The organism is Synechococcus sp. SYN20, from assembly GCF_014279555.1.
Lineage (GTDB): Bacteria > Cyanobacteriota > Cyanobacteriia > PCC-6307 > Cyanobiaceae > Synechococcus_C.
Genome location: NZ_CP047959.1, coordinates 47,252 through 73,225, shown reverse-complemented (window position 1 = coordinate 73,225; position 25,974 = coordinate 47,252). Strand labels below are relative to the sequence as shown.

The following is a 25,974-nucleotide window of genomic DNA, read 5'->3' as shown; positions in this document are numbered from 1 at the left end:
GAAAGCCCACTCATCTGCTGCTTCCCACCAGCTTCTGGCGCAACTTCTTGATCCGATCACGCAAGTTGGCCGCCTCCTCAAAGTCGAGCTTCTTGGCTGACTCTTTCATCTTCAGCTCAAGTTGATCGATGAGTTCAGGCAGAGCATCGAGAGCCAATCCAGCGCTGTCTTCCTCCAAAGCCTGAACCGCTTTACCAGCCACTTTGACCAGATCTGCATCGGGGCCATCGGCCTTGAGTTTGCGTGATAGCTCCAGAAAACTAAGAATTGAATTTGTGGCCTTCTTGCCAGCAGGCGTGGGCGTGATGCCGTGCTTTTCGTTGTAAGTGTGCTGGATCTTGCGCCTGCGTTCGGTTTCTTCAATCGCCTTGGCCATGGACTCCGTCATGTTCTCGGCATAGAGCAACGCCTTACCTTCCACATGCCGTGCTGCACGTCCAATCGTCTGAATTAAAGAGCGCTGGGCCCGCAGAAAACCTTCCTTGTCGGCATCAAGAATCGCCACCAGCGACACCTCAGGAAGATCCAATCCTTCCCGCAGCAAATTCACGCCAACGAGCACGTCGTATTCACCCAGACGTAAATCCTGAATGATCTCGATCCGCTCAATGGAGTGGATTTCGGAGTGCAAATAGCGCACACGAACTTTGTTTTCCGCGAGGTAATCCGTGAGGTCTTCTGCCATGCGCTTGGTGAGCGTGGTCACCAACACCCGCTGATTTTTGGAGGCACGATCACGAATCTCTCCCAACAAGTCATCCACTTGTCCGGTGGTGGGCCGCACCTCAACAATAGGATCCAGTACCCCAGTGGGACGAATCACCTGTTCCGCAATCTGACCTTCACTGATCTCCATCTCCCAGTTACCAGGAGTTGCGCTCACGAACACGGTCTGCTTGGCCTTGTTCCAAAATTCCTCCGACTTCAGAGGCCGGTTATCAGCGGCACTCGGCAAACGGAAGCCATGGTCAATCAGCACCTTTTTGCGGGCTTGATCGCCGTTGTACATCGCCAAAAGCTGAGAGCAGGTCACATGGCTTTCATCCACGATTAACAACCAATCATCTGGGAAATAATCAATCAGGCATTCCGGAGCCGATCCAGGCTCACGACCTGCCAGATGACGCGCATAATTTTCTACGCCATTGCAATACCCAATTTGTTGCAACATCTCCAGGTCGTAGGTAGCGCGTTGCTCTAAACGCTGAGCCTCAAGCAACTTCCCTTCACCATTCAAAAATTCAAGGCGATCTTTTAGCTCCGCACGAATCTCCTTAACGGCATCATTGAGACGCTCTTTTGGTGTCACAAAGTGCTTGGCTGGATAGATACTGATCGCGTCCAAACTTTGGAGGATTTCACCAGTGGTTGGATCCACATAGCGAATCGCTTCGACGTCATCACCGAAGAGCTCAACACGCACTAATCGGTCGTCATAGGCAGGACCGATCTCCAGAACATCGCCCTTCACACGAAAACGTCCACGCCCCGCCTCTGTGTCATTGCGGCTGTACTGATTGTTCACCAGATCGCGTAAAGATCCGCGCAAATCTAAAGTTTCACCCACCTTGAATGGCACAGCAGCTTTGAGGTATTCACTTGGAATTCCAAGCCCATAGATGCAACTAATCGAGGCCACCACAATCACATCACGGCGCTCAAATAATGATCGCGTCGCGGAGTGACGCAACATATCAATTTCTTCGTTAATTGATGCAGTTTTAGCGATATAGGTATCACTAACTGGCACATAGGCTTCCGGTTGGTAATAGTCGTAATAGGAGATGAAATATTCCACAGCATTGTGCGGAAAAAACTCCCGCAGCTCGTTGCAAAGCTGGGCCGCCAGGGTTTTGTTGTGGGCCAACACCAAAGCAGGACGTCCGGTTTGGGCGATCACATTGGCCATCGTGAACGTCTTGCCCGTACCCGTGGCTCCGAGAAGCGTTTGATAACGCTCTCCTCCATTCACACCCTCCACCAATTTGGCGATCGCCGTGGGTTGATCTCCTTTCGGGGTGTAAGGCGCCGATAGCTCGTAAGCGGGCATGATCCGGTGGCGTCGAGCCTGGAGGAAGGCTGATCAGGCTACGGCGATTGCCAAAGCATCGGCGTCTTACTCAGCACCAAACGCCAACGATCCGATCAGAGCGGCCCTGGTGAAGTCCACATCGGCAAGGCCAAGGGCACGCAAAACCATGGCACTGATCACGCTGTACACAACTGCGCCACAGATGGCACTGATCAGACCGTTCTTGAGGCGAAAGCCTTGGATCAGCCAAGCGGCCAAGCCAAATAGGATGACCGTAATCATCCAGTTGAAGAGAAACGACACCGGCGAAATCAACCCGCCTAGCGAGGTAATGGCCCAAACCGGACCCATCACCACTTTGAGCGGCAGGATCAGCAGCGTGCCCAACAGGCCAATCAACACCGCTGCCCACAGCGCCGTACCGAAGCTGGCCAGTTCCACGCCAAGCGGAAGCGCTGCCACGACAAGCAGCACGAGGGCTCGAATCGGCCATTGCAGCAACCAGCCAAGCGTTCCCATCAAAGTCCAACCATCACTGATCGCAAGCTAGGAATCTTTAGCGAAACCGCCCAAACCAGCGATGGGGCTAGGCAGCGAAATCAGACGCGGCTGATCACTGGACGAGCCAAAGCCTCACGCAGCCCGCGCACCACAGCGGTCATCGCCAGCTCATCGTTGAGGCGATTCACCGCCGATCCCACTCCCACACCAGCAGCGCCAGACGCAATCGCCATCGGCACGGTGACGGCAGACAATCCAGAGGCGCAGAGTACGGGCACAGCGCACTCCGCCTGATGTAGCGCAGCACTGATGCTGTGGGAAGCGGCCAAAGTAGGAGCTGCTTTCTCAATCAATCCAAGGCTTCCAGGGCTGAACGGCTTCGCGCTGGTGCCGCCTTCGGTTTGAATCAGATCAGCACCGGCTGCCACCAAATCCACAGCCAACTGCTCTTGCTGATCCAGCGGCAGCACGTGAGGCACCGTGACGCTCATCACCACATCGGGAAGCAGCTGGCGGGTTTGGCGCGTGATCGCCAACACTTCAGCGGCATCAAAGATCCGGCCTTGGGGATAAAAGGCGTCGTAATTGCCAATCTCCACCATTGCCGCGCCGGCAGCCACAGCGGCCGGAAACAGCTCAGGATCCACCGCAGACACACAGACAGGCACACCAGCGGAGGCCTCGATCGCCAACGTGACCAGCTCTGGATCACAGGCCACATCAATCAAATCAGCACCGCCGCGGCCCGCGGCAGCCGCCACCATCGCCACGTTGGAGCGATCGAAGTTCATCAAACCGGCGATCACCTTGAGTGCGGTTCGCTGCTCCAGGCTGCGGCGAAGCTCAGCGGGCAGCAGAGAAAGGCGGGTCATCCCAGCGAAATCAGATTCCATCATTCTCACACCGCGGGTGTGATCCCGCCCGAGAACAGGCAAGATCAATTCTCTGTTGTTCCACTCGCTAGCCAAACCATGGCTGCCTCCCAATCCTGGTTGCCTTGGCACGACACGCTGCACCGCCAACTGCTCAGGCAACCGAACCTGCTTCCCAAGGGGACAACATTGCTGGTCGCTCTCTCCGGCGGTCAAGACTCCATGGCCTTACTCGGCCTGCTCCTGGGGCTTCATCATCTACACCATTGGCATTTCCAGCTCTGGCACGGCGACCATGGTTGGCACGTTCAATCAGCAACCATTGCCTCCGAACTCCACGCGTGGTGCCAAGACCAGAAGCTGGATCTTCAGATCAGTCACACCACGAGGGAAAACACAGGAACAGAGGCCAGCGCTCGATCCTGGCGTTACCAAGAACTGGCCGTCCTGAGCCAGCAGCTGTGCTGCCGCACTGTTCTGACCGCTCACACCGCGAGCGACCGGGCAGAAACATTGCTTCTGCAGTTGGCCCGAGGAACGGATCTAGCTGGCCTTGGCAGCTTGCGGCCGATCAGACCACTACAAAACAATGACCCAACCGGCCCTCGGCTGGTGCGCCCCCTTTTGAGCTTCAGTCGAGACAACACCGCCCAGATCTGCCAGGACTTACAACTGCCCATTTGGCTTGATCCGTCGAATGCCAATCCGGCCTTCAGCCGCAACCGCATCCGCAATGAGGTGCTTCCGGTACTGGAGGAGTTGCATCCCGGCTGCAGCCAACGCATCGCCCAACTCAGCGAGCGCGTGTCTCAAGTAGAGGACAGCCAACGCACCCTGGCCAACCTGGCCCTCGAACAACTGCGTTGTGAACGCGGCTTGCAACGCAACGCACTCAAGCTTTTGCCAGAAGCCACCCGTCGGCTGTTGCTCCATTCTTGGCTGCAAGAACAAGGCGTTGGTGCCCTCTCCGCCAGCCAACTCGACAGCCTGAGTTTGGCGATTGGCCCTGGTCGCTCCCCCGGAAGCCGCTCCTTGCCAGAGCAAAAGACTCTGCAATGGACCCAAGACTCGGTACAACTAGTGAGCAAGCCATAACAACCTCGCTTGGACGCTAATTTTCAGGAGCAATACGTCGCCGCTGAGCAGGCCTACAGCGCTAGTGAGTTCGACAAAGCCGACGATTTGGCTCGTCCACTGCTGGGAGAACTGGAACCCCTCCCTGCCTCAGGAGCAGAACGGGACGCGACTCTGGCCTGGAGAGCCTTTGTCGCCCTTCTACTCGGCCACATCCACCTCTATGGAAAGGATGATGCAAGCCAGAGCGCAGAGTTCTACCGGCTCGTGCTTGCCAGCGAACCGCCAGACACGCTGCGGGAACTTGCTCAACAAGGCCTCAGCGAAGCGCTGGAGCGCTCACCTGTCATTGATGTTGCTGTGTCTGCCCCTGCTGCAGAAGAGCTGGCATCCAGTCCATTTGGCAAGGTGACGAGCGAGCCAGCCAGTAGCGATCTCATCCGTGATCCGTTTTTGAACGCCACCTCAACACGCACAGCGAAAGCCAAGCGCACAGCGGCAGACAAGCCCGCAACTGAAACGATCGAAACGGCCATGCCCTGGCTGAAGGCTGAGATGGATCAGCCCAAGGTGTCGCAACAGCAACTTGGATTGCAACAGCCAAGAGAATTGATCAGCTCTCAAGAACAGGCTGAACATCCAGTGAACTTGAAGCACGCCCCTGACCAGGCTTCCACTCCATCGCTCGCACGCACCTTTGATACCGACCCCAAACGCTTGGAGGCCGGACTGATGCGCGTCAACCTGACGCACATTGCCCAACTCGGATCGCCATCAGCACAGGCAGCTGATGGCGATCCGCTGATACCCATTCCCTTACAAAAACGGTTGGCGTTGGCCTGGCATTCCCTACGCCGCCGCTGAACGACGACGACGGGTGCGTCCTGCTGGCATCTCCGGCTCCGGATCGCGGGTCACAACCACCGTCGCTGCAACAGGCTCTTTCACCGGGGCTGGAGTGGACGCTGGCATCGCTGCTGCTACTGGAGCAGCCACTGCTGCTGCAGGGGCCGGTGATCCAATCACACGCGAAGGCACAACTCGAGCCGGGGCAGCATTGGGATCACGCCGACCATGGCCATTCCCGCTGTCGCGGCCGGGACCACCATGACGACCGCCACGCCCACGGGCTGCGGGACGGGTATCAGGCTCTGCATCAGCGCGGCCTTTATAGACCGGTGTGCCACCAGGGGCCGGCTGAACCAAACAAAGGATCAAGGGCTCCACCTGCATCTCGCGTCGCATGCGCCGGCCTAAGCCCACTTCCACTTCGCGCTGGACACCCATCCAATCCACTTCAGGAGAAGCTCCGTCCACAGTGCGGCAGAGCTGCTTCCAACGATTTTCAAGCACCCACTTGATTTCGCGTTCCGTCCACAGCGACATCTTGCGCGCATCCGCTGTGGTGACCACACCGCGCAAATTCACACGAGGCGGAGCCACCATCGCCCCATCGGTGCTGATCGCAGCCAGGATCGTCACGATCCCGTCAACGGCCAGCTGTTGACGCTCCTTCAGCACACGTGCATCCACGATTCCGTTGCGAGACTGATCGAGCAGCTCAATGCCAGCCTTCACGGGATCGCCTTTGCGCATTGAATCCGGAGTGAGCTCAACCACATCACCGTTGTTGATGATCAGCGTGTTGTCTTCTGGCACCCCCATCGAATGACCGGTGCGGGCATGCTTCACGAGCATGCGGTGCTCACCATGCACAGGCACGAAATACTTCGGACGCGTGAGGGCCAGCATCAGCTTTTGGTCTTCCTGGAAGCCGTGGCCAGACACGTGAATGCCTTCACCCTTGCCGTACACCACCTTGGCTCCCAAGATCATCAATTTGTCGATCGTGTTCACCACTGAAATGGTGTTTCCTGGAATCGGGCTTGCCGAGAAAATGATCGTGTCGGAGCTCTTCACCCTCACTTGAGGATGATCACCACGGGAGATCCGGCTCAACGCTGCCAGAGGCTCACCCTGGCTACCTGTCATCAGCAACAGCGTCTCGCGGTCTGGCACATCATTGATCTGCTTGATCGGCACAAACAGCTCATCCGGTGCACGCATGTAGCCGAGTTCACGGGCCTTAGCGATCACATTCAGCATGGATCGCCCAAGTAGACCCACCTTGCGTCCGTTTTTAAGCGCCAGCTCAAGAATCATCGAGACACGATGAATCGAGCTGGCAAAGGTGGTGATGATCACCCGTCCTTCCGCCTCAGCGATATGTCGGTCCAAGTTGGGGAACACGGAGCGTTCAGGTGGGCAGTAGCCAGGAACCTCCGCATTCGTGGAATCACTGAACAGACACAGCACACCCTGATCGCCGTAATGGGCAAGACGGGCCAGGTCGAAGTGCTCACCATCCACAGGGGTGTGATCAAACTTGAAATCACCCGTGAAAATCACAGTGCCCACTGGGGTCGTGATCGCCAGCGAAAAGCTGTCGGCCATCGAGTGGGTGTTGCGAATGAACTCCACCGAGAAGTGCTGACCCACCTTCACCACGTCTCTGGGACCCACCGTTTGGAGGGTGGTGCGGTCGGTGACACCAGCCTCGTCCATTTTTCCAGTGAGCATGGACAGGGCCAATCGAGGCCCATAAATCACTGGGATGTCGAAATTCTTGAGATGGTGCGCAATTCCACCGATGTGATCTTCATGACCATGGGTCACGATCATGCCGCGGATCCGACTCTGGTTTTCACGCAGGAAGCTGGTGTCGGGCATCACCACATTCACCCCGTGCATGCCGTCACTGGGGAATGCCAAACCGGCATCCACAAGCATCAGATCGTCGCCGTACTCGAACACGCAGGTGTTCTTGCCGATCTCATGCAATCCACCCAGTGGAATCACACGGAGACAGGCCTGCTTGGTTTTAGAGAGAGTGGATGTCATGAATAAGAACGCAAGGGAAGTTAAAAACGAAAAATCTGAATCGGCAGCCGGAGCGTCAGGTCTGACGCAGGGCAGTGAGAAGGTGGGCTAAGGAATCGCGCATGGCTGAATTAAGGGGTAATAAAGGAAGACGAGGAGCACCCACTGGCCATCCACTCAGCTCGAGAGCAGCTTTCACAGGGATGGGGTTTGAGGTGGCAAAGAGGGCCTGGAAGAGCGGCGTTAACTGCTCGTGTTGACCAAGGGCAACAGCGTTCTGACCGCTGAGGAACGCATCAATCATGTGGCGCAGACGCCTGCCCACAACATGACTGGCCACACTCACCACACCGACAGCACCAGCGGACAACATCGGCAAGAGCAAGCCGTCATCACCGCTGTACACGGCGAGGCGAGGTCCACAGGCCAAACGCAGCTCGGTGACTTCTTCAATCGAACCGCTGGCTGCCTTGAAGCTCACCACGTTGGCGCAATCCATGAGTTGAGCTGCCGTGGCCGGAGCCATGCTCGTGCCAGTGCGTCCAGGCACGTTGTAAAGCATCAGTGGTAGCTCGGGAGCCGCTGTCGCAATCGCTCGAAAATGCGCTTCCAAGCCCTCTTGGGGAGGCTTGTTGTAATAGGGCACAACCAAAAGAGCACCATCAGCGCCAGCCGCCGCCGCTTCTCGAGTCGCCTTCACCGCTTCACTTGTGCTGTTGCTTCCAGTACCGGCAAGCACCTTCACACCAGGTCCAACGGCTTGACGGACCGCTTCCAGCATCTTGACTTGCTCCTGCCAGCTCAGGGTTGGTGATTCACCCGTGGTGCCACAAACAACAAGCCCCTCTGAACCTTCCTCGACGAGATGACGGGCCAAACGACCTGCCAAGGCCAAATCCACGCTGCCCTCAGCATCGAAGGGGGTCACCATTGCCGTCAACAGTCGGCCAAACGGGGTGGGAGAAAGTTCAGCAGCGGTACTCATAAGGATCAAACAGAAGGGAGAAGCAGTTCGGCAATTTGAATGGCATTCAGAGCGGCACCTTTGCGAATCTGATCACCGCATAGCCAAAACTCAAGAGCGTTTGGCTCACTGATGTCCTGACGAATCCGCCCCACCATCACCGGATCACGACCGGTTACATCGGTTGGCATGGGGAAACGGTTGTGAGCGGAATCGTCGAGTAGCTCAACACCAGGAGCAGCAGCTAAGAGTGAACGAGCCTCCTCTACAGGGAACGGCTCATCGAATTCCACATTGACCGCTTCTGAGTGAGCGCGCAACACAGGAACCCGCACGCACGTTGCTGTAAAGCGCAAGTTGGGGAGGCCCATGATTTTGCGGGTTTCATGCACCATCTTCAGCTCCTCTTCGCAGTACCCATTTGGCTGAAGCGGTGAATTATGCAAAAAAAGATTGAACGCAAGCGAATGGGGCAACACCTCGCTGGTGGGGGTGCCTCCATCAAGCACCACCCGGGAGAGATCACGAAGCTCATCCATCGCTCGGGCACCGGCACCACTGGCCGATTGATAGGTGCTCACCACCACGCGACGCAAAGGTCGGCGCGACGCCAGCGGCGCTAACGCCAAGCTCAACAGGATGGTGGTGCAGTTGGGATTCGCGATCACGCCTTGATGCTGCTGCGCAGCATTTGGATTCACCTCGGGAACCACAAGAGGCACGCCGTCTTCCATCCGGAAGGCGCTGGAGTTGTCCACCATCACGGCTCCCGACGCCACGATCGCCTCGCGCCAAGCCTTGGACACCGAGCCGCCTGCCGAAGCGAGCACCAAATCAACCCCCTGGAAGGCTTTGGCTGTGGTCTCTTGAACCACGAGCTCCTGCCCCTTCCATGAACAGCGACTCCCTGCAGAGCGAGCGGACGCCAAAAGACGCAATTCAGCAACTGGAAAATTGCGTTCCTCAAGAAGCTGGAGAAGCTCTTGACCAACGGCACCACTGGCACCCAGCACTGCAACGGTGAGTGGACGGTTGGGGAATGGCGCGGCGGAAATCAAACGAATGAAACTGGAACAAAAATCTGGTTTTAAACGTGGCTACTTGCCACTCACTGCATCGATCCCCGACGTTGTGACGCCGCAGGGAATTGCTAAAGCGTTCCGATCAGCTTACGCGGATGGCAAAGGACTCGCACTTAATTAAGGTGATGGGTCTGCTCTTAAACGCCGCCGATGAGTGCCGCCAGCCTGAAGGTCACCTCCAAAGCCCGCCCCGGCAGCCGTCTGGCCGTTGAAGTAGCGATTCCAGCCGAACGCAGCCAAGCCAGTTACGAAGCGGCGATCTCACAGCTCAGCCGCAGCGTGAATCTGCCTGGATTCCGCAAAGGCAAGGTGCCTCGCTCCGTTCTCGTGCAACAACTTGGCGGACTGCGCATTCGCGCCACCGCACTCGAGAACCTCGTGGATGGCATCTGGCGGGACACCATCAAGCAGGAAACGATTGAAGCCCTAGGCCAACCCGAAGTGGATGGCGGCTATGAAGCCTTGCTGGAGGCCTTTGAACCCGGAAAGCCCCTTTCCGTCACCTTTGAAGCCGATGTGGCTCCCACCCCAACCCTGAAGACCACGAAGGGGCTGAAAGCAGAAGCGGAGAGCGTCAGCTTCGATGCCGCAAAAGTGGACGACATGCTCGAGCAGTCCCGTCGTCAGCTCGCCACCGTGGTTCCGGTGGAGGGCCGCAAGGCTGCGGAAGGTGATATCGCTGTGGTTGGTTTTAAGGGCACCTACAGCGACGACGGCAGCGAGATCGAAGGCGGCAGCGCCGAGTCGATGGACGTGGACCTCGAGCATGGCCGCATGATCCCCGGGTTCATTGAAGGCGTTGTGGGCATGGCCGTTGGTGACAGCAAAACCGTGGCCTGCAATTTTCCTGACGACTACCCCAAGGAAGATGCGCGCGGACGCAAGGCCAGCTTCGAGATCGAACTGAAGGATCTCAAAACCAGAGAGCTTCCCGACTTGGATGACGACTTCGCCAAACAAGCCAGCGAACAGGAAACGTTGGCAGAGCTCCGCTCTGACCTTGAAAAGCGTTTGAAGGATGACGCGGAACGCCGTACCACCAGCAATCGACGCGATGCCCTGCTCGCTGCTCTCGTTGAGCAACTTGAGGTGGAACTCCCCGAAACCTTGGTTCAACAGGAAGTGCGCAACCTGGTGGAGCAAACCGCAGCTCAATTCTCGCAACAGGGGATGGATGTGAAATCCCTGTTCACTCCTGAGCTCGTCCGCAACTTGATGGAGACCTCACGCCCGGAAGCGGAGGAGCGCTTGCGCCGCAGTCTTGCCCTCTCGGCCCTTGCGGAAGCAGAAAGCCTCAAGCTTGAGGACCCAGAGATTGACGCCAAAGTGAAGGAGGTCACAACCCAACTCTCTGGTGAGCGTGACATCGACCCCAACCGTCTCCGTCAAGCGGTGATCGAGGATCTCCTCCAAGAAAAACTGCTCGGCTGGCTGGAAGAAAACAGCACCGTAAGCGAAAAGGCACCTGAGGAAGACAAGCCGAGCGCCACCGATGCCTGAGCGGCGCCCATAGATTGCATTCATTAGTCCTAACGCCCGCCGCCGCGTGATCAACGCCCGCAGCCACCACCCAATCGAAAACCGCTGGCGAGGAACTCTTCCCGTCTCAGCTCACACCCCGTTTGCCTCTCCAGGGGTTCCCACGGTGGTGGAGCAGTCCGGGCGGGGTGAACGCTCCTTTGATATCTATTCCCGATTGCTCCGGGAGAGAATCATCTTTCTCGGCACCGACGTGAACGACCAAGTGGCGGATGCCCTGGTTGCTCAACTTCTTTTTCTAGAAGCGGAAGACCCTGAAAAAGACATTCAGGTGTACATCAATTCACCGGGTGGCTCGATTACGGCAGGTTTGGCGATCTACGACACCATGCAGCAGGTAGCTCCAGACGTCGTCACCATCTGCTACGGCCTCGCTGCCTCAATGGGAGCTTTTTTGCTGAGCGGAGGTTGCAAAGGCAAACGCTTAGCTCTCCCCAACGCCCGGATCATGATTCACCAGCCTCTTGGTGGGGCCCAAGGTCAAGCCGTGGACATTGAAATCATGGCTCAGGAAATTTTATTTCTTAAGGAAACCCTGAACGGTTTGATGGCGGAACATACCGGCCAGCCGCTCGCCAAAATCACCGAAGACACCGAGCGGGACTACTTTCTTTCTCCAGCAGAAGCGGTTGAATACGGATTGATCGATCGCGTTGTGGACAACCTCGGAAGCGAAGGAATCATTACGGGGGGCTGACACAGCCCACTTCCCCCGCGATCCTATGTATCCAGTCCGATCCCACCCCGACCGGTTCTGCCTTTCCGTTTGATGTGTCCAGAGCCCGATGGCTAAATTTGACGCCCATCTGAAGTGCTCTTTCTGCGGAAAGTCCCAGGAGCAAGTGCGCAAACTGATCGCCGGGCCTGGTGTCTACATCTGTGATGAGTGCATCGACCTCTGCAACGAGATTCTTGACGAAGAACTGATCGACGCTCAAGGCAATCCTCGTCACGGTGCCGAACCCTCCAAAAAAACTGCTGCAGGCGGCACACGCAAGACCAGCAAGCCTGCTCCAACGCTGGCCACAATCCCCAAACCTCACGAAATCAAGGGCTTTTTAGACGAACAAGTCGTCGGTCAAGAAGCGGCCAAGAAGGTGATGTCCGTTGCCGTTTACAACCACTACAAACGCCTGGCATGGCAGGGCGATGGCCAAGGAGAAGCCGCCCAAACGGCCACCCGCCTGCACAAGAGCAACATTCTGCTGATTGGTCCAACGGGCTGCGGCAAAACACTGCTGGCTCAAACCCTGGCGGAAATGCTCGATGTTCCCTTCGCCGTTGCCGATGCCACCACCCTCACAGAGGCTGGCTATGTCGGAGAAGACGTTGAAAACATCCTGTTGAGGCTGCTCCAGAAAGCCGATATGGATGTGGAGCAGGCCCAGCGGGGAATCATTTACATCGATGAAATCGACAAAATTTCGCGCAAAAGCGAAAACCCGTCGATTACGCGTGACGTGTCTGGGGAAGGCGTTCAACAGGCCCTTCTAAAAATGCTGGAGGGCACCGTGGCCAACGTGCCTCCTCAGGGCGGCCGCAAGCATCCTTATCAGGACTGCATCCAGATCGATACGAGCCAAATCCTATTCATTTGCGGTGGAGCCTTCGTCGGCCTGGATGACGTAGTACAGAAGCGCATGGGCCGCAATGCCATCGGCTTTGTTCCGAACGATGGCCGAGGCCGCAACCGCGCCACCCGCGATATCAAAGCCGCTCAGGTGCTCCGTCATCTCGAACCCGATGATCTGGTCAAGTACGGCCTCATCCCAGAGTTCATTGGGCGCATGCCTGTGAGCGCTGTGCTCGAGCCCTTAGACGAGAGCGCACTCGAATCGATCCTCACCGAGCCACGCGACGCCTTGGTGAAGCAATTCAGCACGCTCTTAAGCATGGACAACGTGCAACTGGACTTCGAAGCCCAGGCCGTTGAGGCGATTGCCAAAGAAGCGCATCGTCGCAAAACCGGCGCTCGAGCCCTGCGCGGAATCGTGGAAGAGTTGATGCTTGATCTGATGTACGAGCTTCCCTCCGATCAGACCGTGACATCCTTCACGATCACCAAAGCCATGGTGGAAGAACATACCGGTGGCAAAGTGCTGCCCCTCCCCGACACCAAGCAGCACAAACAATCGGCTTGAGCGTCACCCTCAATGGCTGCCGCTGACCATCTTTCAGTCCCGCGTCAGCACGGTCTGTTTCTGCATCACGGAATCGATCTCGGCGATGGCACCATCGCCCATTACCTCGAAGGACGAGAAATTCTGCGCAGTCCGTTGGAGGAGTTCAAACGCGGTTTAGAGACCAGCGTTGTCGAACATGACCGTCCATCTCCAGCAGGGGTCACGCTGCGGCGAGCAATGAGTCGCATCGGCGAACAGCGCTACAACCTGCTGTTCAACAACTGCGAACATTTCGCTAGCTGGTGCAAAACCGGCCGGCATCAGAGCGGCCAAGTGGAGAGCTTCCTGCACACCACCAGCCTCGGCGCTTTGGCCATCGGCCAGCTGATGCCTGCAGCACTTCTCACAGGGCTGCGATTGCTCCTCAAGCGGGGTTTGGTGAATGAACAATCCCGAGATCGCGCACGCCGCGGCCTTTTGCAATTAAAAAAACTCCGTCAGAGCTTGCTCGACCAACTGGAAGGCACGCTTGAACAGGCAGAGGGCTGGATCCGCGGCGGCCCAAACAATGGCGCCAGCGATCGCTACGGAGGACAGGGCAGAAAACTGCTCAAAGCGGGCCAAAGCCTCGCCGATGAACTCGCAGCCGTGGAAGAACTCGAGCAGCGCATCAGCGATTTGCTCAACGAGCAACATGGGCGTTCCATCAGCGATCAAGCTGAGTAGCCTCAAGGTCTTGCGGGTAGTGCATGAGTCAGGCCTATCAGCCGCTGCATCACAAATACCGTCCTCAACGGTTTGATCAGCTGGTGGGTCAGGAGGCGATTGCCGCCACACTCGGCCATGCCCTCACCTCCGGACGCATTGCCCCGGCCTATCTGTTCAGCGGCCCACGCGGAACCGGCAAAACCTCCAGCGCCAGGATCCTGGCGCGCTCACTCAATTGCCTCAGCCACGACGGCCCAACGCCCCAGCCATGCGGGACTTGTGAGCTCTGCACCACGATTGCGCGCGGCACCGCACTCGATGTGATCGAGATCGATGCCGCCTCCAACACCGGTGTCGACAACATTCGCGATCTGATCGAACGCTCCCGGTTTGCCCCTTTGCAGGCGCGCTGGAAAGTGTATGTGGTGGATGAGTGCCACATGCTCTCCACAGCCGCGTTTAACGCGCTGCTCAAAACCCTGGAAGAGCCACCGCCTCAGGTGGTGTTCGTGTTAGCCACAACCGATCCCCAACGGGTGCTGCCCACGATCCTGAGCCGCTGCCAGCGCTTTGACTTCAGGCGCATTCCACTCGAGGCTTTGAACGCGCACTTGGCCTGGATTGCCGAGCAGGAGTCGATTCCAATCCAATCAGAGGCGCTGCATGTGGTGGCCCAGCGCGCCCAAGGAGGGTTGCGCGATGCGGAAAGCCTTCTCGATCAGCTCAGCCTCCTGCCGGGTCCGATCAAAGCGGATGCGGTCTGGGACCTGTTAGGAGCGGTTCCAGAGCAAGAACTTCTCAACCTGGCTGAAGCGCTTGCAGAGGGAGAACCGCTCACGCTGCTCGAGGCGAGCCGACGCCTGCTGGATCGTGGCCGGGATCCCGGTGCTGTACTGCAGGGTTTGGCAGGTATTTTGCGCGACCTGGTGTTGATGGCCGTTGCACCGGACCGTCCAGAGCTCACCGGGGTATCACCACAATTTCGAGAGCAGTTGCCTCCACTCGCGCAACGCCTAGGCCGTCAGCGACTTCTGCACTGGCAGGCACAACTGAAGGGCAGCGAACAGCAACTGCGTCAAAGCGTGCAACCAAGGTTGTGGCTTGAGGTGTTGCTGCTGGGCCTCCTTGCTGACGCCGAGATCGCCCTTGCAAAACCCAGCTCTGCAGCACCGGCCAGCAGGCCATTAAGCAGCGCACCAGCCATCAGCACACCGGCGGTCACCAGCACAGCTCCAGGTCCAGCCCCAGTCGCTGAAACACCAGCACCAGCCGTCAGCCTTCCCAACACGAGTCCACAACCGGTCGTCAGCTCAGAACCCGCTCCAACGCCACCATCAGCGCAAGAGCCTGCACCTGACAGCAACAACCTGCCAGAACTGTGGCAACAAATTCTCGCCAGCCTCGAGCTCCCCTCCACCCGCATGCTCCTGTCACAGCAGGCGCAACTGGTGCGACTCGATCCCCATCGCGCTGTGGTGCAGGTGGCTGGAAACTGGATGGGGATGGTGCAAAGCCGGGCCAGCTTGCTGGAGCAAGCCATCAAACGTTCCATCGGCGGGAACCGACAACTGGTTTTGGAAAACCACGGTGGCGCAGCCCCGATGGCCTCAACGCCAGCCGCCGCGCCCGCACCGCAATCAACACCATCCACCCCCATCACAGATCCAACGCCGTCTCTACCGACGTCGTCGCCACCGAAGCCAGCACCTCCATCGCCAGTGGTGATACCTGATGTGCAAACACCACCCATCACTCAGGTAGCAGCGCCCACAACAAGTTCAAATCCCGCAAGTTCACCTCCCGCAAGCTCGAAACCGCCCAGCGTTGTTTCAGCGGAGGTGAGTCCGCCTTCGATCATGGATGAAAAGGTGAAGCGCTTTGCCGACTTTTTTAATGGTCAGATCTTGGATGTGGAACTCGACAATGACTAAACCATTTCAACCATCAACGCTCAGGCTTTGACCGTCTCCTCAGTCCCACGATGGCTGGTTTTTGCCCAAACCAAGCTCTTGGGAAGCACCGCCATCCGCAGCGTGACCCAGGGAATCACAAAGAACCAATGGCTTAGGTAGGCAATACCCAACAGCAATGAGAATGGATCGGGTTGAGGTAAGGCAGGGCCTTCACTGCAGCGGCGGCACCCTCTCCAATACGCCACCCCTGACACGCCAAACGCCACGATCGACAAGGGCCAGTACACCGGTGAGGTTCGCGTTAAAGCACTGGTGACCAAGTCGGCAAACGAGAGCACAGGGAGGGCGTACTGAAGCAAGAAAAAACAAGCCAGGTCTCGGCGCTGACCAACCGTTAAGCGATTGGATAGCAACCCCGGCCAGTAATCAAAGAAGCGCTGCAACCCTCCTTCTGCCCAACGTTGTCGCTGCTTCCAAAGCGCCGAAATGGTCTCCACCGCTTCTTCTCGCACCGGTGGATTCCATAGCAGCGTTGTGCGAGCACCCTGGAGCAAAAAACGAAAACTAAGGTCCAGGTCGTCCGTAACCGTGTCTTCGTTGAAGCCACCGCAGGCATCCAGCACATCACGACGCAGCAACTGCCCGTTGCCACGAAGTTCAGACACCCCTCCACCCAACAGGCGACCCTGCTGAATCAGCGCATCAAACGCCATCTCCATCGCCTGGACACGTGTGAGCAGGTTGGTATCGGCGTTTGTCACTGCTTTGCGCATCTGCACCCCAGACCAATCGCCCATCACGGCAATAGGAATCAAACGTTCCAACTGGTCATCACTGATCTGACCATCGGCATCCAGCACGAGAATCCACTCCCCACTGCTTTGAGCCAAAGCAGCATTCAACGCACCAGACTTCCCTCCGCCTGCATTGCGCTGCCGGCGAATCACGTTCAGGTTGGGGTACTGAGGCTTCAGTTCATCGAGCAGATCTGGTGTTTTGTCTTCGCTGCCGTCGTCAACGATCCAGGTGGTGAGTTGGTTGGCTGGATAGCGAAGCGCTCCCAGGCGTTCCATCAACCGTGCCACCACGGCCTCTTCATCCCTAGCCGCCACCACCACATCCACATTGGGCCAAGAGGCAAGGCTCTCGATGACGGCGGGGTCGGCGGCCAGGGACGCCTCAGGACTTGAGGTCCCATCCCCATCCTTTGAAGGGATGCTGTTCGCGGGCATGGCGCTCGCGTTAGATCCTCGTAGCGTTGTGCTGAGCGAGTACCCACCGAGCACGAGCGCAAGCGTGAGTGAGGGGATGAGACTCCTGGAGGGGTCAAGCCAATGGGGTGCTGCTCCAGCGCAACCGCAAGCCACCAAAAACAGGGCTGTCTTACCGCGTCGGCGATCGCCTGTCCCTGCGGCTAACACCCTGTCACCGTTCGAATTCATCGGACTTTAAGGGGCCTGACCAGGTTCAGAGCTTGAAGACGGCTGGACCGTAGTCAGTGTTGTACCTGGATAGTAGTGACTGAGGATCCGTTCAAAGCTCCAACCACGAGCCGCCAAATCGATGGCGCCGGCTTGCGAGAGGCCCACTCCATGGCCAAATCCTCCACCGTTAAAACGCCATCGATCGGGCCCAAGTGTCTCAATCACAAACAAGGTGCTGGGCAGGCGGCGCAGGGTGCGACGGATGCCATCCAGTCGCAACATGACCGCCTGCCCTTCAGCCGCCATCTCGATGTCGAGGGCCAGCACCCTTCCACTGGCTCCCCTCTTCTGCACGCTTAGGGCACTGGGGACACCACTAGACAAGCCAGCAGCCCGTAGAGCCTGGGCCACTTGGCCAGCGCTGTACGTCCGCGACCAACGAAAACGGGGGTGATTCGTGCCATAGGCACCCTCGCCGCGCGCCAGCAAGCCACGCACGGAGGAGACGTCCTGCAGCGGCAACACCATTCCGTTGATCCATGCTTTTGATCCATCGGCACGAGCCTGAACATATGGAAGTGAGTCCATCGCCCAGGCCTCGTCTCCTCCAGCCATCACCCCACCGTTACTGGCGTGATACCAGGCTTGAATCGGCTCACCATTCCAAGCCAAAACCTGTCCAGCCGTCGCACGAATCGCCTGACGCACCGCAGCACTGGCTTGACGGGGATCGCTGTACACCTGGCACTGCGTATCACTGCAGAGGTGATAGCCATCGATTGCAAACCGATGACTATTCGCCAGGGCCCAGGTTCTCGCCAACACCGCCTGAGCCTCAAGTGCTGCCCTAGGGGATCCAGCGCCGATTTCGTGGGGAACCACCCCCTCTAAATAACGCTCAAGCGGAACTTGCTCCAGCAACGTCCAGCTGCCGTAGGCATCCGGCTGAAGACGAAATGGGCCACGCAGAACGCCTCCCTGCCAGAGCAGACCGCTTGGAGCCTCCAGCATCAGCGGTCCCTGCAAGGTGCGTCCACCCGAGGGGCCCTCCAAGACGGCTTTCATCTCCGTTGTCAGCGTGCGCGCCGATCTCCGCACCGGGACCCCAGCGAGCCGCTCAGCATCCATGGGTGCCCACACCTCCCAGTCGCCGGGATGGGCAACACGGGCGACCACACCTTGCTCACGCCAGCGATTCGCAATGCGTTCCGCTGATTCAAAACTGGCGAAGGGGCCGGCAATCTGGCGTGCAATCTCTACAGGTTCCGCCAAAGGAGCAAGTCGCCAACTGAGACGCAGCGACCTCGCCTCGGCAACCACGGTTCCGGCTCCATCCCTCAAGCGCAAGGACTGCTGGCCAGCACTGCTCAAGCTCAGCAAGGGCCCGGAAGCTTGCGTGGTGGTGCCGCGACCAAGGTGATCATCCAGTGCCACCCATAAAGGCGCCGTATTGGCCTTGGGCGGCAATGGCACCGCTCGATGGGTCAAAACTGCAGTAGGGACGGGTTCGAGGCTCGCTTCTTGAGCGCGACAGCTACAAGCGACCGCACTGACCAAAGCCAGCGGAACAACGACCCGGCGCTTCAGCCAGCCAAAGGGAGGAGTCATCGCCACGTCCGCTGCAACTGAATTCAGCATGACGTGGCTTGAATTGATTGGCTTTAAGGAAGGCAACGTTCTATGGTTGTCGCTTATGCCGCGTGCAGCCAGACCCATGCCCAAGCTCAAGACCCGCAAAGCAGCCGCCAAGCGGTTCAAAGCAACAGGCACTGGCAAGTTCATGCGTCGCCGCGCCTTTCATAATCACCTTCTCGATCACAAATCGCCGAAACAGAAGCGTCATTTGAAGACCAAGGCAGTGGTGGATCGCACCGACGAGGAACGCGTCACGCTGATGATGCCCTACGCCTGAGCGCAGGCCTGAGTCTTGCCAGGTGATGAGCCACGCAAGACATTTTTCCCTCAATTTCTCCACATCTGATTCATGGCTCGCGTCAAGAGAGGCAATGTTGCCCGTAAACGCCGCAATAAAATTCTCCGCTTAGCCCGTGGCTTCCGCGGTAGCAACGGAACACTTTTCCGTACGGCAAACCAACGCGTCATGAAGGCGCTTTGCAATGCCTACCGCGACCGTCGTCGTCGCAAGCGTGATTTCCGCCGTCTTTGGATTGCGCGGATCAATGCTGCAGCACGGATGAATGGCGTGAGCTACAGCCGTTTGATTGGTGGCCTTAAAAAAGCAGATGTGCGGATCAACCGCAAAATGTTGGCTCAAATGGCTGTTGTTGATCCTGCGAGTTTCGCCAACGTCGTGAATGCCACTCAAGGTTAATGATCAGTCCCCATCGGGACGTTTCTTGGGTCTGACATGAATGCTTTGCTGCCTCAGACCTATCTATTGGGCCTGATTGGCCTCTTGGCGATCGTCGCTGTTGTCGGCGGTCGCCAATTTTTACGCGTCCGTCGCGACGAACAAAGCCTGCTCAAGATGGAGCAAGAGAAGGTCGCGTCCTCCAAAGACGCAGGTGCCTTGTATGAGCTGGCGTCAGTTCAATTACGCAAGCGCCTATATCCTCAGGCGATTGTGACCTTGCGACAGGCCGTTAAAAGGCTCAACAATGAGCCCGATGAAGCGCGCGCGCTCATTGAAAATGCCTTGGGCTATGCATTGGCAGCAGAGAAAGATTTCACGACTGCCGTACGCCACTACAAAGCGGCATTACGGGCCAAAGAGGATTACCCAGTGGCGATGAATAACCTCGCTTTTGCCCAAGAACGCTTACTAGAAAATGAAGAAGCCTGTGCCCTCTACCGCCAAGCACTTGCTCTTGACCCTAAAAACAAAACAGCGCGCAAACGACTAAATCGCTTGGAACGCTCTGCTGCAAGAGAAAAAAGCTCGAATCAAGCGTCACCAAAGGGCCCGGATGGGCGCGGATTCTGAAACCGCACAGCTGCGCGAAAGGTCAAGACGACCGCCAGGGTTGGTGAGCCTTGGAGCTTCCCATCCAGCCAGTGAAAAATCCTGTAGTCCTAAAAATCTCCCACCAATTTCCATGTCATCGGTGAGCTCAGGAGACAAAGGCAGAAGATCGAGCTGATCCGACTTGGCATTGAGATTGCCCTGAACAGGCGTAGAAATCGAGCCAATACGCATCTCACCGCGTAAATCCACCATCTGACCCATTGGCTTTAAACGGGTCAAGGTCAATTCCACATCCACGGTGGAGTTGGACGAAAAGGAGGTGTAATTTCCGCACCACTGGCGAGGCAGGCTGGCAGCCAGATCAGCCGCGCGCGCGACAGGGTCGAAACTCTCAACCGATCCCTCAAGTTCGAGAGGAATGGCTAGTTGTGAACTATCAAACGATTGGGAGGACGCAAACGGTGCCTGAATCTCAACCGGTATGTCGATGACGGGAGGAACGGGCATGCATGGAATAGATGATGGACGCACGGTAGAGCGGTTGCGGCCTGCTTGACCGCATCACGATCCGGTTCTCCAACCCAACCGCAGCTGACCCCTATGGATCCGACCCACTCCCACGACGATGCACTCCAAATCGGAGGGCGCAGCTTCCACAGCAGGCTGATCACGGGAACAGGCAAATACCCAAGCCTGGAGGCCATGCAGCACAGCCTGCAGCGCTCAGGCTGCGAGATGGTCACAGTTGCCGTGCGGCGGGTTCAGGCGGTCGCTGAGGGCCATGCAGGCCTGATGGAAGCGATTGACTGGTCTCGAATCTGGATGCTTCCTAATACGGCGGGGTGCACCAACGCAGAAGAGGCCGTGCGGGTGGCCAGGCTCGGCAGGGAGCTCGCCAAGCTGGCCGGTCAAGACAACAACAACTTTGTGAAATTAGAGGTGATCCCAGACAGTCGTCACTTACTGCCCGACCCCTTTGGCACATTGGAAGCCGCAGAAATGCTGGTGAAGGAGGGGTTCACAGTGCTCCCTTACATCAATGCCGACCCACTGCTGGCCAAGCGCCTAGAAGACGTGGGCTGCGCCACCGTGATGCCGCTGGGATCCCCCATCGGATCGGGACAGGGCTTGCGCAATGCCGCCAACATTGGCCTGATCATCGAGAACGCCAGGGTGCCGGTGGTGGTGGATGCAGGAATCGGCGTGCCAAGTGATGCAGCCCAAGCGATGGAGATGGGAGCCGATGCCGTTCTCATCAACAGCGCCATCGCCCTTGCGGGACAACCTCCGTTGATGGCAGAAGCGATGGCATCCGCTGTGAAGGCAGGACGCCAATCTTTGCTTGCTGGCCGGCTGCCAACCCGTGCACAAGCCTCTCCAAGCTCTCCCACCAGTGGACGCATCAACGCCTAGCAACGAACAACGCGCGCACCAGCCCATGTCATCGCCGCGAGGTAACAGCCATATCGGGGAGTAAAGGAGCATGAAGAAGCAGGGGCGCAACAACGATCAACTCCATAACGTCCCGATCAGTTGCAACTGGATTTATGCAGGTCATTCAGGAAGATGGCGGTCGCCTCAACGCCTTCGCGAAGGAACCTCGAATGGAAGTCATCAGCGAAGGAGCCTCTCTCAGCAACGGCTCTCGGCTCCTGATCATCTCCGGAGCAGTGCTTGTGATCGCCCTAATGGCTCTGTCCGTAGCCGTTAGCTAAAAAGCCTGTAGTAACTTGCCAGAAATCAGCGGCTTGCTCGCTTCAGCAGGAGTTTGGGGTGAAAGTTCTCGTTTTAGGTGGTGACGGCTTCTGCGGCTGGCCCTGTGCGGTGAATTTGGCTGACCAAAATCACGATGTTGTGATCGTGGACAACCTCAGCCGTCGCAAGATCGATGTCGACCTTGAGGTGGAGTCATTAACACCGATCGTGAGCATCGGTGAACGCCTCAAGGTGTGGGAAAGCATTGGCGGCAAGCCCATGCGATTCATCCACATGGATATCGCCCACGAATACCAGCGTCTTCTCGATCTCATCATCGAAGAGAAGCCCGATTCGATCGTGCACTTCGCCGAACAGCGCGCTGCGCCCTACTCGATGAAGAGCAGCGCCACCAAGCGCTACACCGTTGACAACAACGTGAACGGCACCCACAACCTGCTGGCCGCGATCGTGGAATCGGGCCAAGACATCCACGTGGTGCACCTCGGCACGATGGGTGTGTACGGCTATGGCTCCCATCGTGGCGCCACCATTCCTGAGGGCTACCTCAAGGTGGAAGTGCCCCAACCTGACGGCAGCCGTTTTGAAGAGGAAATTCTTCATCCGGCCAGTCCTGGCAGCGTCTATCACATGACCAAGACGCTCGATCAGTTGCTGTTCCTTTATTACAACAAGAACGACAAAGTCAGAATTACCGACCTTCATCAAGGGATTGTTTGGGGTACCAACACCGAGGCCACGGATCGTGATCCGCGTCTCACCAATCGCTTTGATTACGACGGTGACTACGGAACGGTTCTGAACCGCTTCCTGATGCAAGCAGCGATCGGATATCCACTCACCGTGCATGGCACCGGCGGTCAAACACGCGCCTTCATTCACATCCGTGACTCGGTGCGTTGCGTGCAGCTCGCGCTCGAAAACCGTCCGGAGAAAGGCGAACGGGTCAAGATCTTCAACCAAATGACCGAAAGCCATCAAGTTGGCGAACTCGCCAAAAAGGTGGCTGCTCTCACAGGTGCTCAGGTCAACAATCTTCCGAACCCCCGTAACGAAGCCGTTGAAAACGATCTGATCGTTGACAACCGCTGCTTCATCGAGCTGGGGCTCAAACCCACCACCCTTGATGATGGTCTTCTCAAAGAGGTTGTCGAGATTGCGACGAAATACGCCGATCGCTGCGACCGCAATCGCATCCTCTGCACGTCGGCCTGGACCAAGACGCAAGCCCAAGCCATTGGCAACGCCTCCTGATCAGGACTGACCCTTGAAAATCGCCTTTTTTACCGAAACCTTCCTCCCCAAAGTCGATGGCATCGTCACCCGGCTCACCAAAACGGTGAAGCACCTGGTGGATGCTGGAGATGAGGTGGTGGTGTTTTGTCCAGAAGGCGCACCCAGCAACTACATGGGAGCCAAGGTGGTGGGTGTTCCTGCCATGCCCTTGCCGCTCTACCCAGAGCTGAAGCTCGCTTTGCCACGTCCGGCTGTTTCCGAAGCCATCGATGCCTTCCAGCCAGACCTGATCCACGTAGTGAATCCAGCGGTTCTGGGCTTGGGAGGCATCTGGCTCGCCAAGAGCAAATCCATCCCCCTGATCGCCAGCTATCACACACACCTGCCGAAATATCTCGAGCACTACGGCATGGGCATGCTCGAACCCTTGTTGTGGGAACTTCTCAAAGCGGCTCATAACCAAGCTTTGCTGAATCTCTGCACCTCCACCGCGATGGTGCAAGAGCTCAGCGATAAGGGCATCCAGCACACAGCCCTGTGGCAGCGAGGCGTGGATACCGAGATGTTCCGTCCTGAGTTGCGTAGCCCAGAACTCCGTCAACGCTTGCTCGGTGAATACGATGACCGCGGAGCAGTTCTGCTGTATGTCGGTCGGCTCTCTGCAGAAAAACAGATCGAACGGATCCGTCCGGTGCTCGAGGCGTTGCCCGATGCGCGACTGGCGCTGGTAGGCGATGGCCCCCACCGGCAGCAACTGGAAAAGCATTTCGAGGGAACAGCCACCACCTTTGTGGGCTATCTGGCCGGAGAAGAACTCGCTGGGGCCTACGCCAGCGGTGATGCCTTTCTCTTCCCATCAAGCACCGAAACCCTTGGCCTTGTGTTGCTCGAGGCGATGGCCGCTGGCTGCCCAGTGGTAGGTGCTAATCGCGGCGGCATCCCGGACATCATTAGCGACGGCGTGAACGGTTGTCTCTATGAACCAGACGGGGCAGATGCGGGGGCCGGCAGCCTGATCGAAGCCACCGGCAAGCTGCTTGGCAATGACCTAGAGCGTCAAGCCCTCCGCAATGCCGCCCGCTCAGAAGCCGAACGCTGGGGCTGGGCTGGGGCAACAGAACAGCTAAGGAGCTATTACCGCCAGGTGCTCTCCTCAAACCTCAGCTCAGCGGCCTAAGTCAAGTCTGTTTGCGATTGCGGTTCCACACTTCAATCACTTTCTTCGCCATCGGCAGCGCATGCACGGAACCGCCCCCAGGGGTGTTCTGCGCAAAGGCCACCACAACGATCTCGCCGTTCGGGTAGGGGGCATAACTGGCAAACCAGGCATGATCTGGGCCACCCGTGCTGTCTTCCGCTGTACCGGTCTTGCCGGCCGCAGGAGGAATGCCCTCCCCATTCAGGCCGTAGCCGGTGCCGTCCTCTACCACCTTGCGCAAGCCTTCGCGGATCTTGGCCAGAGTTGCTGGCTTGATCGACACCTTGGAACGCCGCGATGGAGCGGTCCAATCCAAGCCTTGATCGACAAGGTGGGGGGTGACCAGCCAACCACCATTGGCAAACACGCAATAGGCCCGTGCCAATTGCAGCGGGGTGATCTGCACCACCGACTGGCCAATCGAAGCCGAGGCCATGTCCTCAGGAATCCAAGGAGTGGAACCAGGCTCCGCCCAGCCGCGGCCCTCCTTTGCCCACTCTTCATCACCAACAAGCCCTACATTTTCTTCCCAACCGATTTCAATCCCTGTCTTCCGCCCAAAACCCAGTTGCGTTGCCGCTTTCTTGAGAGCGAGCGAGCCTGCACCCACACCCACTTGATAGAAAAACGTATTGCTGGAGAAGCGCAGGGCGTCGGAGTAGCCGATCCGTCCAAAGCCAGCGCCATTGTGATCAGGGAAACAATGACCGCCATAGGTGATGCAGGAGGTGGTGTTCAACTTGACCTCCGGAGGAAATTTGCCCGACGCCATCCCTGCCATCGCCGTCACGGGCTTCCACGTGCTTCCAGGGTCGTAGGCGTTCATGGCACGGCTCAACAGCGGCTTTTTCGGATTGGAAAACAGCGCGTCGTACTCCTTCTGGGTGGTGACCAGTTTCGAGAAAAAATTGGGGTCAAAATTCGGCTTGCTCGCCAGGGCCAAGATCGCTCCGTTGCGAGGGTCCATCGCTACGATCGCGCCGCCAGGCTTATCAGCCAAAGCCTGTTCAGCCACCTTCTGAAGATCAAGATCGAGCGTGAGCGTGAGGTCTTTGCCGGCCACCGATGGCCGATCACCTAGGTGCCTCTGCACCTCACCCATGGCATTCACTTCGAGCATTTGCCCGCCCCACTTGCCCCGCAAATGCGACTCATAGGCCGCCTCGACGCCGATGCGACCAATCCGATCGCGAATTTTGTAACCCCGATCAGCCAGTGATGTGTATTCCTCCTCGGTGATCGGCTGGGTGTAGCCGAGGGTATGGGCTGCAAGCGTTCCGTGGGGATAGGCGCGAAGAATATCCACGTCCACTTGGGCTCCCTTCAGTCCAAGGGACTGCTCCCGGAAACGAAGCACCTGCTCTGAACTGAGTTCACTAGCTAAATTGATGCGATAGCCATTGCGATCCGGCCCCGACTGACGGCGACGATCCAAGGTTGACGGCTTGAGATCCAGAAGACTGGCAAGGCGATCGCGCAACTCCGGCCAGGACGCGTCATCCACCAAGCGCGGCTCCACATACAACGAATAGGTGAGTTTGCTGGAGGCCAAGACCCGCCCTTTGCGATCAAGAAGACGGCCACGCGTTGGCGATCTCGGTACCAGTCGAATGCGGTTTTCATCCGCCAACTGCCGATAGCGAGGACCCTCCAACACCTGAAGCCAGACCAAGCGAGCAACCATGGCGCTGCAAAACAGCAGCACCAATCCGAACAGAACCAGGGGCTGCTGGCGCAAACCGCTTTGACGTTGAGCGTCTCTTTGGGGAGAAGCGGAGCGCGCCAT

The 25,974-nt window shown here is 57.8% G+C and carries 24 protein-coding genes; 14 read left to right on the top strand and 10 right to left on the bottom strand.

All coding sequences use genetic code 11. The annotated features are described in order from the left end of the window. Positions 1-10: 10 nt before the first annotated feature. The 3 genes from uvrB to SynSYN20_RS00360 all read right to left on the bottom strand — a co-directional run bounded on the left by uvrB (position 11) and on the right by SynSYN20_RS00360 (position 3,405). Positions 11-2,050, bottom strand: a complete 2,040-nt coding sequence (gene uvrB, locus SynSYN20_RS00370) for an excinuclease ABC subunit UvrB (protein ID WP_186524272.1) — start codon at positions 2,048-2,050, stop codon at positions 11-13. Positions 2,051-2,116: 66 nt separating this feature from the next. After that, positions 2,117-2,551, bottom strand: a complete 435-nt coding sequence (locus tag SynSYN20_RS00365) for a phage holin family protein (RefSeq protein ID WP_186517418.1) — start codon at positions 2,549-2,551, stop codon at positions 2,117-2,119. Positions 2,552-2,631: 80 nt separating this feature from the next. Further along, the gene (locus tag SynSYN20_RS00360; RefSeq protein WP_186524271.1) at positions 2,632-3,405 is read right to left on the bottom strand and encodes a DUF561 domain-containing protein; all 774 of its coding nucleotides are present in this window, start codon (positions 3,403-3,405) and stop codon (positions 2,632-2,634) included. A gap of 99 nt (positions 3,406-3,504) precedes the next feature. Here SynSYN20_RS00360 and tilS point away from each other — a divergent pair, with 99 nt between their 5' ends. Both tilS and SynSYN20_RS00350 read left to right on the top strand, forming a co-directional pair. Then, positions 3,505-4,500 carry a tRNA lysidine(34) synthetase TilS gene (gene tilS / locus SynSYN20_RS00355; RefSeq protein ID WP_186525342.1) on the top strand — a complete coding sequence of 332 codons (996 nt, stop codon included), beginning with the start codon at positions 3,505-3,507 and terminating at the stop codon, positions 4,498-4,500. A 9-nt stretch (positions 4,501-4,509) separates the two neighbouring features. After that, positions 4,510-5,343: a hypothetical protein gene (locus SynSYN20_RS00350; protein ID WP_186524270.1), complete on the top strand. Its 834-nt coding sequence runs from the start codon at positions 4,510-4,512 to the stop codon at positions 5,341-5,343. Here SynSYN20_RS00350 and SynSYN20_RS00345 read toward each other — a convergent pair. The 3 genes from SynSYN20_RS00345 to SynSYN20_RS00335 are packed head-to-tail and all read right to left on the bottom strand — an operon-like array spanning position 5,329 to position 9,381. Continuing rightward, the gene (locus tag SynSYN20_RS00345; RefSeq protein WP_186524269.1) at positions 5,329-7,380 is read right to left on the bottom strand and encodes a ribonuclease J; all 2,052 of its coding nucleotides are present in this window, start codon (positions 7,378-7,380) and stop codon (positions 5,329-5,331) included. The two genes, SynSYN20_RS00350 and SynSYN20_RS00345, sit on opposite strands and share 15 nt — an antisense overlap. A gap of 55 nt (positions 7,381-7,435) precedes the next feature. After that, positions 7,436-8,344, bottom strand: coding sequence for a 4-hydroxy-tetrahydrodipicolinate synthase (gene dapA / locus SynSYN20_RS00340; RefSeq protein WP_186524268.1), 909 nt, complete (start codon positions 8,342-8,344; stop codon positions 7,436-7,438). A 5-nt stretch (positions 8,345-8,349) separates the two neighbouring features. Beyond that, positions 8,350-9,381, bottom strand: a complete 1,032-nt coding sequence (locus SynSYN20_RS00335; protein ID WP_186524267.1) for an aspartate-semialdehyde dehydrogenase — start codon at positions 9,379-9,381, stop codon at positions 8,350-8,352. Between the two features lie 174 nt (positions 9,382-9,555). Here SynSYN20_RS00335 and tig point away from each other — a divergent pair, with 174 nt between their 5' ends. The 5 genes from tig to SynSYN20_RS00310 all read left to right on the top strand — a co-directional run bounded on the left by tig (position 9,556) and on the right by SynSYN20_RS00310 (position 15,706). Continuing rightward, entirely contained in the window at positions 9,556-10,905 is a 1,350-nt protein-coding gene (gene tig, locus SynSYN20_RS00330; RefSeq protein ID WP_186524266.1) for a trigger factor, read from the top strand. 46 nt (positions 10,906-10,951) lie between these two features. Further along, positions 10,952-11,641 (top strand): ATP-dependent Clp endopeptidase proteolytic subunit ClpP, encoded by a 690-nt coding sequence (gene clpP / locus SynSYN20_RS00325; RefSeq protein ID WP_186524265.1) that lies wholly within the window; start codon positions 10,952-10,954, stop codon positions 11,639-11,641. Between the two features lie 88 nt (positions 11,642-11,729). Then, entirely contained in the window at positions 11,730-13,085 is a 1,356-nt protein-coding gene (gene clpX / locus SynSYN20_RS00320) for an ATP-dependent protease ATP-binding subunit ClpX (RefSeq protein WP_186524264.1), read from the top strand. A 12-nt stretch (positions 13,086-13,097) separates the two neighbouring features. After that, positions 13,098-13,793: a lecithin retinol acyltransferase family protein gene (locus SynSYN20_RS00315; RefSeq protein WP_186524263.1), complete on the top strand. Its 696-nt coding sequence runs from the start codon at positions 13,098-13,100 to the stop codon at positions 13,791-13,793. Between the two features lie 23 nt (positions 13,794-13,816). Next, entirely contained in the window at positions 13,817-15,706 is a 1,890-nt protein-coding gene (locus SynSYN20_RS00310; protein WP_186524262.1) for a DNA polymerase III subunit gamma/tau, read from the top strand. Between the two features lie 20 nt (positions 15,707-15,726). Here the strand turns inward: SynSYN20_RS00310 and SynSYN20_RS00305 are convergent, their stop codons facing one another. Both SynSYN20_RS00305 and SynSYN20_RS00300 read right to left on the bottom strand, forming a co-directional pair. Then, on the bottom strand, positions 15,727-17,130 hold the full coding sequence (locus SynSYN20_RS00305; protein ID WP_186524261.1) for a glycosyltransferase family 2 protein: 1,404 nt from the start codon (positions 17,128-17,130) through the stop codon (positions 15,727-15,729). Positions 17,131-17,136: 6 nt separating this feature from the next. Next, positions 17,137-18,750 (bottom strand): SpoIID/LytB domain-containing protein, encoded by a 1,614-nt coding sequence (locus tag SynSYN20_RS00300; RefSeq protein ID WP_255476303.1) that lies wholly within the window; start codon positions 18,748-18,750, stop codon positions 17,137-17,139. A 76-nt stretch (positions 18,751-18,826) separates the two neighbouring features. On the opposite strand from SynSYN20_RS00300, the gene rpmI reads away from it, so the two are divergent. The 3 genes from rpmI to SynSYN20_RS00285 all read left to right on the top strand — a co-directional run bounded on the left by rpmI (position 18,827) and on the right by SynSYN20_RS00285 (position 20,056). Then, positions 18,827-19,024, top strand: coding sequence for a 50S ribosomal protein L35 (gene rpmI / locus SynSYN20_RS00295; RefSeq protein ID WP_006855012.1), 198 nt, complete (start codon positions 18,827-18,829; stop codon positions 19,022-19,024). Positions 19,025-19,096: 72 nt separating this feature from the next. Continuing rightward, on the top strand, positions 19,097-19,444 hold the full coding sequence (rplT, locus tag SynSYN20_RS00290; RefSeq protein ID WP_006855011.1) for a 50S ribosomal protein L20: 348 nt from the start codon (positions 19,097-19,099) through the stop codon (positions 19,442-19,444). 36 nt (positions 19,445-19,480) lie between these two features. Then, complete coding sequence (locus SynSYN20_RS00285) at positions 19,481-20,056, top strand: tetratricopeptide repeat protein (protein WP_186524260.1); 576 nt, start codon at positions 19,481-19,483, stop codon at positions 20,054-20,056. Here SynSYN20_RS00285 and SynSYN20_RS00280 read toward each other — a convergent pair. Further along, entirely contained in the window at positions 20,024-20,545 is a 522-nt protein-coding gene (locus tag SynSYN20_RS00280; protein ID WP_186524259.1) for a hypothetical protein, read from the bottom strand. The genes SynSYN20_RS00285 and SynSYN20_RS00280 overlap by 33 nt on opposite strands. 93 nt (positions 20,546-20,638) lie before the next feature. Between SynSYN20_RS00280 and SynSYN20_RS00275 the strand changes: the two genes are divergently transcribed. The 4 genes from SynSYN20_RS00275 (at position 20,639) to SynSYN20_RS00260 (ending at position 24,167) form a co-directional block, all read left to right on the top strand. Beyond that, positions 20,639-21,451, top strand: coding sequence for a thiazole synthase (locus SynSYN20_RS00275; RefSeq protein WP_186525340.1), 813 nt, complete (start codon positions 20,639-20,641; stop codon positions 21,449-21,451). A gap of 134 nt (positions 21,452-21,585) precedes the next feature. Next, positions 21,586-21,753: a photosystem II assembly protein Psb34 gene (gene psb34, locus SynSYN20_RS00270; protein WP_186524258.1), complete on the top strand. Its 168-nt coding sequence runs from the start codon at positions 21,586-21,588 to the stop codon at positions 21,751-21,753. A 58-nt stretch (positions 21,754-21,811) separates the two neighbouring features. Continuing rightward, entirely contained in the window at positions 21,812-23,008 is a 1,197-nt protein-coding gene (locus SynSYN20_RS00265; protein WP_186524257.1) for an NAD-dependent epimerase/dehydratase family protein, read from the top strand. Between the two features lie 13 nt (positions 23,009-23,021). Beyond that, the gene (locus SynSYN20_RS00260; RefSeq protein WP_186524256.1) at positions 23,022-24,167 is read left to right on the top strand and encodes a glycosyltransferase family 1 protein; all 1,146 of its coding nucleotides are present in this window, start codon (positions 23,022-23,024) and stop codon (positions 24,165-24,167) included. A 1-nt stretch (position 24,168) separates the two neighbouring features. Here SynSYN20_RS00260 and mrdA read toward each other — a convergent pair whose 3' ends face one another. Beyond that, a complete protein-coding gene (mrdA, locus tag SynSYN20_RS00255; RefSeq protein WP_186524255.1) occupies positions 24,169-25,974 on the bottom strand; it encodes a penicillin-binding protein 2 in 1,806 nt (601 codons plus the stop codon).